General features: G+C 55.1%; 10 protein-coding genes. 6 read left to right on the top strand and 4 right to left on the bottom strand.

All coding sequences use genetic code 11. The annotated features are described in order from the left end of the window. Positions 1–59: 59 nt before the first annotated feature. A complete protein-coding gene (locus WG78_RS11885) occupies positions 60–1,034 on the top strand; it encodes a phytanoyl-CoA dioxygenase family protein (RefSeq protein WP_053938051.1) in 975 nt (324 codons plus the stop codon). A gap of 131 nt (positions 1,035–1,165) precedes the next feature. On the opposite strand, the gene WG78_RS11880 is transcribed toward WG78_RS11885, so the two are convergent. Further along, positions 1,166–1,597, bottom strand: a complete 432-nt coding sequence (locus WG78_RS11880; RefSeq protein WP_053938050.1) for an EamA family transporter — start codon at positions 1,595–1,597, stop codon at positions 1,166–1,168. 418 nt (positions 1,598–2,015) lie between these two features. Between WG78_RS11880 and WG78_RS11875 the strand changes: the two genes are divergently transcribed. The 3 genes from WG78_RS11875 to WG78_RS11865 all read left to right on the top strand — a co-directional run bounded on the left by WG78_RS11875 (position 2,016) and on the right by WG78_RS11865 (position 4,342). Further along, positions 2,016–2,402, top strand: a complete 387-nt coding sequence (locus WG78_RS11875; RefSeq protein ID WP_083458962.1) for a CPBP family intramembrane glutamic endopeptidase — start codon at positions 2,016–2,018, stop codon at positions 2,400–2,402. 343 nt (positions 2,403–2,745) lie between these two features. After that, entirely contained in the window at positions 2,746–3,282 is a 537-nt protein-coding gene (locus WG78_RS11870) for a hypothetical protein (RefSeq protein WP_152969174.1), read from the top strand. A gap of 619 nt (positions 3,283–3,901) precedes the next feature. Beyond that, positions 3,902–4,342: a CPBP family intramembrane glutamic endopeptidase gene (locus WG78_RS11865; protein ID WP_053938047.1), complete on the top strand. Its 441-nt coding sequence runs from the start codon at positions 3,902–3,904 to the stop codon at positions 4,340–4,342. A 303-nt stretch (positions 4,343–4,645) separates the two neighbouring features. Here the strand turns inward: WG78_RS11865 and WG78_RS22710 are convergent, their stop codons facing one another. After that, complete coding sequence (locus tag WG78_RS22710; protein ID WP_161805108.1) at positions 4,646–4,801, bottom strand: hypothetical protein; 156 nt, start codon at positions 4,799–4,801, stop codon at positions 4,646–4,648. A gap of 437 nt (positions 4,802–5,238) precedes the next feature. On the opposite strand from WG78_RS22710, the gene WG78_RS22095 reads away from it, so the two are divergent. Together WG78_RS22095 and WG78_RS11850 are read left to right on the top strand one after the other, a co-directional pair. Then, positions 5,239–5,670, top strand: coding sequence for a beta-barrel domain-containing protein (locus WG78_RS22095; protein WP_083458956.1), 432 nt, complete (start codon positions 5,239–5,241; stop codon positions 5,668–5,670). Next, entirely contained in the window at positions 5,667–7,781 is a 2,115-nt protein-coding gene (locus WG78_RS11850; RefSeq protein ID WP_053938044.1) for a peptidase domain-containing ABC transporter, read from the top strand. The genes WG78_RS22095 and WG78_RS11850 overlap by 4 nt, the downstream gene beginning before the upstream one ends. A gap of 104 nt (positions 7,782–7,885) precedes the next feature. Here the strand turns inward: WG78_RS11850 and WG78_RS11845 are convergent, their stop codons facing one another. Both WG78_RS11845 and WG78_RS22445 read right to left on the bottom strand, forming a co-directional pair. Beyond that, positions 7,886–10,768, bottom strand: coding sequence for a ribonucleoside-diphosphate reductase subunit alpha (locus WG78_RS11845; protein ID WP_053938043.1), 2,883 nt, complete (start codon positions 10,766–10,768; stop codon positions 7,886–7,888). A gap of 629 nt (positions 10,769–11,397) precedes the next feature. Beyond that, positions 11,398–11,991 carry a hypothetical protein gene (locus WG78_RS22445; RefSeq protein ID WP_152969173.1) on the bottom strand — a complete coding sequence of 198 codons (594 nt, stop codon included), beginning with the start codon at positions 11,989–11,991 and terminating at the stop codon, positions 11,398–11,400. Between the last annotated feature and the right edge of the window lie 508 nt (positions 11,992–12,499).

Here is a 12,499-nt window from a genome sequence, read left to right as displayed (position 1 = left end):
ACAAGTCAGCGCCATCCGCAGAATAGTGCTTCCACAACAAGGCGTTGGAGACACACACCATGAATATCCATGCAGCGGCCGCAGCGCCGACCACAGACCCCGATGGGCACGGTAGCCACCCCGGCGCACGCGGCGCCACCACACAACTGAAAGACATCAAAAAAACGCGACCGCTCCGCGTGTTGAGCGAAGCCGATTGGCAGCACTGGATCAGCAAAGGCTATGTGATCGTGCGCCAGGCGGTACCGCAAGACCAGGTGGATGCGGTGGTCGATATGCTGTGGCAATTCCAGGAAATGGACCCCCTTGATGACAGCACCTGGTACAAGCCACAGCTGCGTGATCACAAAATGAAAGAGCTGAACAACACCGGCATGGTCGAGGTCTACAACCACCCCGCCATGTGGGCCACGCGCCAGCATCCGCGCGTGTACGACGCCTTTGTCGATATCTGGGATCGCGAAGATTTATGGGTAGCGGTCGACCGCGCCAACCTTAATCCACCCAACAAAGGCGCGCGCGCCGCAGGCAAGATCAATGGCTTTGTGCACTTTGACGTGGATGTGTCGCAACGGCCCTTGCCGGTGGCCGTGCAAGGCGTGCTATCGCTCAAAAAACAGGACGCCGAGACGGGCGGCTTTCAATGCCTGCCCAGCATTTTTGCCGAGATCGAAGACTGGTGGAGCAAGCAGCCGCCCGGCTCGAACCCGTTTGCGCCCGACATTACCGGGCATGAGCTGATCAATACCGAAATGGAACCGGGCGACTTACTGATTTTTAATAGCCTGCTGGCGCATGGCGTGCGCCCCAACCGTTCTGAGAACCGGGTGCGCATGGCGCAATACATCTCGATGTTCCCGGCAGATTACGAGAACGAACCACTGCGCCAGGCGCGCATCCATACCTGGGCCGCGCAAACCCATCCACTGGGCGACGCCTTCCCGGGCGATCCGCGCGAATGGGAGAAACACCATTCCGAGGTGGCGCAGCTGAATCCACTCGGGCGCAAATTGCTGGGGCTGGACCGTTGGTAACGCCGCGGCCCAACAACCCCGCCCCGTCCTGTACGCCTTATTGAATGACCCTCTGACCACGCGATGCGTGGCTACGCCAGCCGGATCGTATCGCCGATCTCGCTGGCGTTTTTTTGCACGGCCGCCGCGCGTCAGAACGCAATGATGACGATGGAACCCGCCACAATCAGCCCGCCCCCTACCGCCACCGGCCACGTCAATTTTTCCCCCACACACGCCACGCCCAACAAAATCGCCATGGCCACACTGAGCTTATCGATCGGCGCGACCTTGCTCACCGGCCCGATCTGCAAGGCGCGGTAATAACACAGCCAGGACAAACCCGTGGCGATGCCCGACAACACCAGAAACACCCAGCTATACGCCGGAATCGCGCCTAGTTTTTGCCACTCGGCGCGCAACGACAAGATGCCCGCTGTAACGATCAGGATCACGATCGTGCGGATAAAAGTGGCGAAATTCGAATTGACGCCGGTCACGCCCAGCTTGCCAAACAAGGCCGTCAGCGCGGCGAAGAAGGCCGAACCGAAGGCGAACCAGACCCAGGCGGGAAAGAGTTTCATGGGGATCCTTTGAATCAATGCGGGGACGCCGGACGCCGAGACGTGCGGCTAGTGATTTCATTATGGCCACTCGGGCTCGGTGCAGGCTTAAGCCGTTATGCGATCCATGGCGCATCAGCCGGAAACGCCTCGCAAATTCGAGCCACCGCGATTGCTACCGACGATGCATTGAGATTATTCGCAATTAATTTTACGCGTTAAATCTAATTTCGATGATCGTAATCACCAGCATCAATAGCCTCAATTTAAAATCCGCAACACGTAAAACCTCGCAATTATTCCGCCAAATAAAGAACCATTCTCATCTACACTTGGTGTAGATTTTTTCGAAAGACGGTCGATGCGATTGTTCGTAAATTTTTAAAAAGGACTAAGTCACATTCAATCCGAGACATCAATCGGAAAATCACAGACAAAGGTGATCGCTCTGGAAAAAGCCTGGCATCGCATGCAGTCTGCCCGAGGCAATGCGGCTTTCTTTTTTGTATTGAAATGGGCTTTCATTGCGGTCGGATTGAATCAGGTTTTTGGATATTTAATAGTGTTGGCCGGTTTTTCCGCAGATATCGGTATTTATGATCTGACCAATGATTCTCGCGAAAATATCATCAACGCCCTGCCCGACCTGATTATTGTTGGTCCATTGATTGAGACTATTTTATGCCAAGCACTGCCCTACGAAATTCTGAAGAAGTTTACGCCCAAGATATGGATTTTGATTTTAAGCGCTATTACATTTGGACTGCTTCATTTTGAAGGCAAAACGGCGATGATCCTGCTAGCCACATTAGATGGCCTTTTTTGAGCTTTAGCTATATAGCATGGCGAGATTTCTCAATCAAACGCGCAATCTTGGCTACATGGATTCTTCATGCGTTATTGAATGCCAGTTCTGCCGCAGCTGCGCTCTGGCTGCCAATATGGGCGCGCTAATCGCAAATACACGGCAAGCTGGTAAAAAATGAAAATATCTTTTTTTGCATGATTATTTGCCAAATTCCGCATGGTGCGCTTGCAAGCGCACTCGTTATCTCGCTGTAAAGCATGGCGCCTGAAGTGAGTTTAGATTTTTGCGCAAGCGTTAGATGCGACCGCTCCAAAGATTATGCCCGGCGTTCCCTGATTACATTCAACTATGGAAATACGCCATGCCACATGCAGATCTCCATTCAAGTCTGATCAAAAAACCACCCTGTTGGAAAGATGTTGTCCTCACCCTGCAGAACTACTTCGTGGCGACAGTGATGTGCTTTGTGGTTGTTGGCTACTCCCTTCAGCTTATTGAACATCTATTTCCAGATACAGAGCAGCAGATTGCAGAAGCAAACAAGGGAAAGCCGGATCCTGAATTAGCTAACCAACTCGCGAAGGTATCGTTGTATGGGATGGCGGATGTTGGCCTTGCCGCACAGCCCTTACCCGGCAAAAAGATATTTGATCAGATTATTTTGCGACAGCACGCGGCGCACTACTTTATGACGCTACTTAATGGCCGCCACGCGACGCTGGAAGCCAAGGCGTTTGCACTGTGCGGGCTTAAAGAATTGCGCAGTGAATATTATTCGGCATATCGAGATTTATATGCTTCGTTCGCCGGGGAGGTGTCCTATATGCATGGCGATGTAATGCAGAAGATACCTCCCAATCTATTTGCGATATCAATAGATAAAGCCGGCTGCTTTTAATCCGGACTTAAATCAGAGATGGTTTTTAATATGCAACATTAACGAAATAACAGATATGCGACGTTGGACTGTGGTTAGTCACGGCAAATAGGCCCAATCACCGATTGCAGAACCGGATGTCGCAGCGATCCGGTGAATGCCACCTGGCAGCCAATGACAACTTGAATCGGGCAGCGCGAATCCGCTGCATTTCAGGAGAATCATCATGCGCGAATTGACTCATGACGAAGTATTGCAGATTGGAGGCGGAGGAAATATTGTCAGAGTAGGAATAAGCCTCGCACGGGGGGCGGTCCGACTCGTGGATTTTGCTGGTCGCGCAATCACGGGATACCAAGTTGGCACATGGATAGCCTCAGGGTACAAAAATCACGCTCCGCATAACGGCCTCCCGAAAGCAACACCCGGATCGGGTTATGGTGGTTATGGCCCGAACAGCGGACGGATTAAAGTCTACGGGCGAAGCAAATAATTGTCACAGGGGGCGCCCGCCCCCCTTTGGTCTAGTTGTTTTGGAAATTTCGGGTTAAAAATGAAAGCACTTTACAGCACTGGCCTTATACAAAATTTAATTTGGGACAAGCTCTACTCATGGCGCTGACGATCAAAATGTATTTTTTTGATCAAGTGCATCATAGCCGCTCTAATCCTCAGATTAATATTCTCAATTTTTGCCGAGCTGATCGGGATTCCATCGGAGCTGGGGCGGGGCAATACGATCACGCTGTCCGATGAAGAAATAAAATCCAAACTCGTCGATTTTGTCATTATTGCGCCGATCATTGAGACTCTGCTCACTCAGCAATTGATCTATGAGGCGTTAAAAAGATATTTAAATATCTCTTTCGTCCTTCTAATCTCTGCTGCCATTTTCGGAGCTATCCATTTTCTGCATGGACTCCAGTTCATGGTCGAGGCGTTCAGCACCGGCCTGGTCCTGAGCTACACCTATATTGCATGGCGCCCCGAATCTAAAAGCCAGGCATTCTGGATGACTGTTGCATTGCACGCCTTATTGAACGGGATCGCCGTTACCGTGGGCTTTTGCTTTAACGATTAGTACACGCAGCCATTTTCAAGTCCCTCGTAATCCAGAAACTGGAACGCTATGCCCGCGCCCGAAACACCACTCTATCGGCAAGGTTATCTCGATGCCCAGCGTGCGCAATTGGAGGGCGTTATTTTGATTCCCTCCAGCCTGCCGATCATTGCGTTGGCTTGGGCCAGCATCACTATTCTTGCTTCATTAATTGCCTTTATCACCATGGGCACCTACACGCGCAAATCCAGACTGGATGGATTAGTCATGCCTTCGACCGGACTGATCAAAGTAGTGACACAAACTGAAGGCCGTATTGAGCGGTTATTTATTGCTGAGGGCCAGGCTGTCGATAAAGGCGCCCCACTCTATCAACTGACCGGCGAAAAATACGATGGCAATCGCGTGGGATCGCTGGCGGAATTGCGTTTGTCGCTGGCGCGACAGCAAGACATGTTGCGCACTCAGCAACAGCAGCAAGCAGCATCGGTCAACGCCCAATCAGCGGGGGCGGCGCTGCGCTTGATCAGCCTCAAGGCTCAATTCGATAGCGCAGTCACTGCCCAACGACTATCTGCGCGCCAGGCTGAATTATTGCGAGCATCGCAAGCGCCCTATGCCGAATTGGCGCAAAAGGGGTTTATCTCGGCGCAGGATTGGCGACAAAAGCAGATTGATCTGGCGGGCGCCGAGGCACGCGTCGAAGAAACCGTGCAATTGCGGCAGCGGCTGGAGCAAGAAATCAACAGCGTGCGTACAGAGCAAGCGCGTTTGCGGCAAGATGGCCTGGCACAGCAAACCGAACTGGCGCGCCAGTTGCAAAGCGTCGACCAACAGCAAATCGAGCTTGCGAGCCGCGCCAACAGCACCGTTACCGCACCGTTACCGCACCGGTCGCCGGCACCATCGCCGCGATCATGGCGCGCCCCGGGCAAATGGCGGCGGCGACAGAGGCGCTGGCAATGGTGGTGCCTGCGGGCGCGCAAATGCAGGTCGAGCTTTACGCGCCCAGCAAATCCGTGGGCTTTATCAAGACAGGCGCGCGCGTCGGTCTGCGCTTTGCCGCCTATCCGTACCAGAAATTCGGCGTTCAGTACGGTCACGTCCAGTCCGTCTCGCGCGTCGCGTTAACCCCGGCCGACGTGATCTTGCGCGCGCCATTTTCCTGGCAAAGCAAGGAAGCCCACTACCGCGTAGTGATCGCGTTGGACAAACCCACTGTCACGGCCTACGGCCGCGAAGAAACCCTGACCGCAGGTATGGCGGTCGCAGGCGACGTCGCACTCGATTCGCGCCGCCTCTACGAATGGGCGCTGGAGCCGCTGTGGAGCTTGCGCGGCAAAATATGACTGACAGCGCAAACGCAGCACTCAACTGGCGCTGGCGACGTCGGCTGCCGGTGATCCGTCAGACCGAGGCCGCCGAATGCGGCGTGGCGTGCCTTGCCATGGTCGCGAGCTGGCACGGCTATCGTGTCGATCTGCCCACCTTACGCGCCCGCTTTGGCGTTACCCAGCGCGGCATGACGTTCGCCCGTCTGGTTGATTGTGCCGCCCTGCTCGATCTGGCGACCCGCCCGTTACGCCTTGAGATGGGCGATCTGATACAGCTGGCAACGCCCTGTGTGCTGTATTGGGATCTCAATCATTTTGTGGTGCTGAAGAAGGTGCGCGGCCAACGCGTGGAAATACATGACCCTGCGCGTGGCTGCGTCACGCTGTCGCTGGCCGAGGTCAGCAAACACTTCACCGGCATTGCGCTCGAACTGACACCGACGCACACATTCGTAGCGCAAGACCAGCGTCGGCGCATTCGCCTGCGCGAGCTGACGGGTCGCACGCAAGGTCTTAAAGCCGCGCTGGTGCGTATCTTTGTCTTTGCCTTGGTGCTGGAAGCGCTTGCCTTGCTGGCGCCTTTTCTCAATCAGATCGTGATTGATGAAGTGCTGGTTGCCCAGGATCAGGATCTGCTGGTGCTGATTTTGATTGGCATGGCTTTGCTCACGGCCACGCAGACGTTGATCGGGCTGGTGCGCGAATGGGCCACGCTCTCGATGGCGGTTAACTTTAATATGCAATGGACCGCCAACGTACTGCATCACCTGTGGCGCTTGCCTTTGGCCTGGTTTGAAAAGCGTCATATCGGCGAAATCAGCGCTCGTTTTGATGCCGTCGACACGCTACAGCACACGCTGACCACCAGCAGCATGCAGGCCTTGCTCGACGTCCTGCTCGCTCTGGGCACGCTCGTCATGATGTTGCTATATAGCCCGAAACTGGCAGCCATCGCGCTGCTGGCGGCAGCGCTGTACGCGCTGTTGCGGGCCGCATGCTTCGGCCCCTTGCGCCGCGCTGCCGATGCCTGCTGGATGGCGGGCACTCAGGAATCCAGCCATTTTCTGGAAAGCCTGCGCGGCATGCTCAGCCTGCGCGTGAACGCCGCGACCCCTCGCCGGGAAACCGCCTGGCGCAATCTGAATGTGGCACGCCGCAATGCGCAGTTGCATCAGAGCAAGCTCGAAATGGCCTATCACGTGGTCAACACCTTGCTAGCCAGCGCGGTCGCGGCCGCAACCACGTGGTGGGGTGTGCAAGCGGTACTGGGCAATGCGTTTTCGGTGGGCATGCTGGTGGCGTATATGTCGTTCCAGGGACGCTTTACCGCCAGCATTAATTCGCTGATCGACAAGATTGCCGAATTCAAGATGCTGGCGGTCTATAACGAGCGGCTGGCCGATATCGTATTGACGCCGGTGTCCGCGCTGGAGCACAGCAGCGTGCCGCCCATTGCCGCCGAGGTCCAGACCGAAGCAATCGTGGTTGAAGTAACGGCCGTCCGCTTTCGCTACGGCCCGGGCGAGCCCGACATTCTGCGGAATGTCGATCTGCAATTACGCGCGGGCGAAATCGTCGCGCTGGTGGGCAGCTCCGGCGGCGGCAAAACCACGTTGCTCAAGCTGATCCTCGGCGTGTACCAGCCCGATCAAGGCGGCATTCGCGTACTCGGGCACGACATTCGACAGGCTGGCTTTGCCAGCGTACGCACGCAAATCGGCACGGTATTACAAGACGACGCGTTGTTTAGCGGCTCCATCCTCGACAACATCACCCTGTTTGCCCCCGACCACGATGTGGCCCGGGCGCAGCAATGCGCAACCCGTGCCCGATTGCATGCTGAAGTCAGTGCCATGCCGATGGGCTACCAAACCGCAGTAACCGAGTATGGCGGCAGCTTGTCCGGCGGACAGAAGCAGCGGCTGTTGTTGGCGCGTGCGTTGTACAAACGACCACGCCTGCTCTTGCTGGACGAGGCCACCAGCCACCTCGACACCGCCAACGAGCGGCAAATCAATCAGATGCTGCGCGATTTGGGCGTTGCCATTTTATTGATCGCGCATCGGCCAGAGACGATTGCCTCTGCGGATCGGGTGCTGCAACTGGAACACGGAAGGCTGGTCTGAAGGTGGGCAATCAACTCCGCAGCACTACCCTGCAGGCAGACACAAAAAAAGCCCGACCGGTTTAACCCGGTCGGGCTTTTTGCTGGATGACGTAACGCTGCCGTTTACTGGCAAGCCTCGCAATCCGGATTGTCAATCGAGCAAAACTTGGCGTCGGTTGCGGGTTCAGCCACCACCGGCTCGTAGGCTTGAGTCGGGGCACTGGCCACCACGGCCGGGGCAGCGGCGCTGGCGGCGGCGATGCCACCATCAACCGGCACCGAGTTCAGTTCGCCACCGCGGCCGGTCGATTTCTCGGCGCTGGACGCCGACAGGGTACGGAGATAGTAGGTGGTTTTCAGGCCGCGCAACCAGGCCAGCTTGTACAGATCGTCCAGCTTTTTGCCCGACGCGCCGGCCATGTAGATGTTCAGGCTTTGCGCCTGGTCCAGCCACTTCTGACGACGCGAAGCGGCTTCTACCAGCCATTTCGGTTCCATTTCAAACGCAGTGGCGTACTGTTCGCGCAGATCTTGCGGGATGCGATCAATGCGGGCCACCGAGCCATCAAAGTACTTGAGGTCGGAGATCATCACTTCGTCCCACAGACCGCGTTCTTTCAGATCGTGCACCAGATGTTCGTTGATAACGGTGAACTCGCCCGACAGGTTCGATTTAACAAACAGGTTCTGATAGGTCGGTTCGATCGAAGCATCCACGCCCACGATGTTGGAGATGGTGGCCGTCGGGGCAATCGCCAGGCAGTTGCTGTTGCGCATGCCGTATTTGGCGATGCGTTCGCGCAGCGGTGCCCAGTCCAGTTTTTCGCTGGTATCCACTTCCAGATAACCACCGCGCTCTTCCGCCAGCAGCTGGTTGGAATCTTGCGGCAGGATGCCACGATCCCACAGGCTGCCCTTGTAGCTCGGGTAGGTGCCGCGCTCTTCCGCCAACTCGGTCGAAGCCCAGTAAGCGTGATAGGCGATCAACTCCATCGATTCATCGGCAAACTGCACGGCGGCGTCGGATGCGTACGGAATGCGCAGCGTGTGCAGACAATCCTGGAACGCCATCAGGCCCATACCCACCGGACGATGCTTGAGGTTGGAATTGCGTGCCTTGCGTACGGCGTAGTAATTGATGTCGATCACGTTATCGAGCATGCGCATCGCGGTCTTGACGGTGCGGCCGATTTTTTCAGCATCCAGCTTGCCATCCTTAAGATGGTTAGCCAGGTTCACCGAACCGAGGTTACATACCGCGATTTCGCTATCGTTGGTGTTGAGCGTGATTTCGGTGCACAGGTTGGAGCTGTGAACCACGCCGATATGCTGTTGCGGGCTGCGGATGTTGCACGGGTCTTTAAACGTGATCCACGGGTGGCCGGTTTCAAACAGCATGGTCAGCATCTTGCGCCACAGCGTCAGCGCCGGCAGCTTTTTGGCTACGCGCATTTCGCCACGAGCAGCCTTGGCTTCGTATGCGGTGTAAGCCTCAGCGAATTCTTTACCGTATTTGTCGTGCAGATCCGGGGCTTCGGCGGGCGAGAACAAGGTCCATTCGCCCGCTTCCATCACACGCTGCATAAACAGATCGGGAATCCAGTTGGCGGTGTTCATGTCGTGGGTACGACGACGATCATCACCGGTGTTCTTGCGCAGTTCGAGGAATTCTTCGATGTCCGCGTGCCAGGTTTCCAGGTAAGCGCACACCGCGCCCTTGCGCTTGCCGCCCTGGTTAACTGCAACGGCCGTATCGTTGACCACTTTCAGGAACGGCACCACGCCTTGCGATTTGCCATTGGTGCCCTTGATATGGCTACCCAGCGAGCGCACCGGCGTCCAGTCATTGCCCAGACCACCGGCAAATTTCGACAACAAGGCGTTTTCTTTCAGCGCCTCGTAAATGCCTTCCAGGTCATCGGCCACGGTGGTCAGATAGCAGCTGGACAGCTGGCTACGACGCGTACCGGAGTTGAACAGCGTCGGCGTGCTCGACATAAAGTCGAAGGTCGACAGCACGTTATAGAACTCGATAGCGCGCGCTTCGCGGTCCACTTCGTTCAGCGACAGACCCATCGCCACGCGCATAAAGAACACCTGCGGCAGTTCGATGCGGGTGCCGTGCACGTGCAGGAAATAACGGTCGTACAGGGTTTGCAGACCCAGATAGCCAAACTTGAAGTCACGGCTGTGGTCCAGCGCAGCACCCAAGCGGGCCAGATCAAACTGGGCCAGCTTCTCGTCCAGCAGCTCGTTTTCGATACCCTTCTTGATCAGCTTGGGGAACGCGTCGGCATAGCGAGTGGCCATTTCTTCATGGCTGGTCTCTTCGCCCAACACTTCGCGGCGTGCGGTGTCGAGCAGCAGACGCGCCGTCACAAAGCTGTAGGCCGGATCGTTTTCGATGCGACCACGCGCCGCCAGAATCGCCGACTTGCGCACTTCTTCCGCAGGCACGCCGTCGTACAGGTTCTTCAGCGTTTCGGCCAGAATGGCGGCAGCGTTGGTTTCTTTTTCCAGACCCTGGCAGGAAGACGCAATCAGCGCTTTCAGGCGGGCGATATCGAGCGGACGACGCGTGCCATCTTCATAAACCACATTGATGGCCGCACCCGGCGCTTCGGCGGCATCGGCCGGCTTGGTCGAAGCGCGCTCTTCTTTACGTTGCTCGCGATACAACACATAGGCGCGAGCGATATCGTGCTCGCCCGAACGCATCAGCGCCAGTTCGACCTGGTCCTGAATGTCTTCGATATGGATCGCGCCGCCTTCGGGCTTGCGACGCATCAGCGCGCTGACCACTTGTTCGGTCAGCGCTTCCACGCGCTCACGCACGGCCGCGCTGGCCGCTGCCTGGTTGCCATGAACAGCGATATACGCCTTCGTCACCGCCACCGAAATCTTAGACGGCTCAAACGGCACCACGGCGCCATTGCGGCGGATGGTTTTGTATTGTGAGTAGCGGCTGTAGTCAGTGGTCACGGTGGGGTCGATGGTATCGTTCATACGGCTTCCTGCAGTGCTTTCCAGCGTGGCATACATTGCGCAAACTTCCTTCTGGTCAGGGATATTTGCCGCTCTTTTCCCCGTAAATCAAGGGTTTGAACTGGTGTCAGAGCGGTTGTGAATAACTTGGGGGCGGTTTGTGCATAACCACTACATCTTGTGGTCAGCCCGCCTGATGGACACAAATACTAGGGTAAACGCCCCCGCTAGCGCAACTGCAAAAGCGTGTGCTATGGCCCGCACCGCAGACGATAAACGGACGCGCCAGACCGGGGCATCACCTAAGGCCTTGTTTTGTGCGGGATAGCGGCAAATGAAGATTTAAAGACAGTCCGCTGAAAGGCGGAAAGGTGTGTCGAAAGTGCTAACGGGCACTGTTTTGAGACATGCCGCTGGCGGGGGTGGGCATGGTTTATGCATGGGGCGAGCCACCCCTCTCAACCTCCGCTTCGCCACGTTCAGGCATGTATGACTTACAAACATCCGAAGTGCAAATGGGCTTCTGCTGCAGGCAGCGGGCTTTGCAGCCCGCCCGTTTTCAGCCTTCACCTTTACTCGGTTTGACCCGCGCCACCATGTCCTAGGCGTTCGACTAATGAAAATCTCATCGGCCCCAGACAAGAAGCTCGTTATCGCCAGCAATTTCCTTTGGTTTCTCCGACCACAAACCCCTCTCCAGACTCAAGAGCGGGCACTAATGCAGGATAATGCGAACGCATAAACTTCCGCGCACCTTCAAAATCATCTACGTACTCCAACTTGTAGGTTGGAAGGCTCATTGCGGATTCTTTTGGCAATTGTATGAACTGCATATTCCCGACGTACAGCACTTTACCCGCTGGTGCTGTAAAGCCAAGCGTTTGCGTTTTGCGGCAAAACGAAAGTTTAATCGTCGCCCATCCATCCTTGGATTGAGCTTTCCCGAGCACATACGAAGTATTGGCCGGAACGCGCACCGCCACATAGGGTTCATCGGCAGAGGGCACGGTATAAATCAAAGGTGACCCCGCGCTCGGAGTAAAAACGCGATCTTCAGGTTCAAAGGCTCCGGGGGAAAAATACAACCACATTCTTGTGGCATTCGTGCCGAATACGATAATTGATTCATTCGGGCCCGGTAGCGGCTCTTCGGCACGAAGGTTGCTGTAGCTACTGGGGGCCAGAGCGCACCCTAATAGCGCCGAACATGACGCAAAAATAGATAGTGCCGTTTGATATTTCAAAATAAGCCTCATATCATGAAGAGATTATTCAAATAATTGGACGAACAAGAATTAAAACAAAAGGTTTCCCGGCGCAAATTCTTTTCCCACACTCCGGCAATCAGCGTGAATATTTTTAAACCACCCATGACAAGGTGAAGACAAAAAGGCGCATTTTATTAATTTATTAATTTATTAATTTATTAATTTATTAATTTAAAAATTATTGATCACAATTGAAATGAAATCATATATTTTCTAAATATTTACTTGTATAAATAGATATAACAATATTGCAATGTAGCTGCGATGGCCGCGCTTTTTCTGCATACAAAACTACGCTGTTAGTTATCCGCGCTTCAGGGCAACGCGATAAATGCCAATCCAGCCTTGATATCAAAAACCGCAGGAATTCTGCCCAATGGGTAATAAATCGGATCCCGCGATAATCGCTCACAGTTGGCGATCCCGAAAATGGCTCAGAGTAAAGCGGAGTTTCAGTCTCTTTAGAGCTTAGGGCAGACCCCAA

Source organism: Amantichitinum ursilacus (assembly GCF_001294205.1).
Classification (GTDB): domain Bacteria; phylum Pseudomonadota; class Gammaproteobacteria; order Burkholderiales; family Chitinibacteraceae; genus Amantichitinum; species Amantichitinum ursilacus.
Note: the sequence above shows the minus strand (reverse complement) of the source record. Positions and strands in the feature narration are given on the sequence as shown.

Bases quoted from the DNA above. Each gene is read 5' to 3' on its own strand.
- WG78_RS11885 (WP_053938051.1), top strand. From the start codon at position 60: ATGAATATCCATGCAGCGGCCGCAGCGCCGACCACAGACCCCGATGGG.
- WG78_RS11880 (WP_053938050.1), bottom strand. From the start codon at position 1,597: ATGAAACTCTTTCCCGCCTGGGTCTGGTTCGCCTTCGGTTCGGCCTTC.
- WG78_RS11870 (WP_152969174.1), top strand. From the start codon at position 2,746: ATGCCACATGCAGATCTCCATTCAAGTCTGATCAAAAAACCACCCTGT.
- WG78_RS22095 (WP_083458956.1), top strand. From the start codon at position 5,239: ATGGCGCGCCCCGGGCAAATGGCGGCGGCGACAGAGGCGCTGGCAATG.
- WG78_RS11850 (WP_053938044.1), top strand. From the start codon at position 5,667: ATGACTGACAGCGCAAACGCAGCACTCAACTGGCGCTGGCGACGTCGG.
- WG78_RS11845 (WP_053938043.1), bottom strand. From the start codon at position 10,768: ATGAACGATACCATCGACCCCACCGTGACCACTGACTACAGCCGCTAC.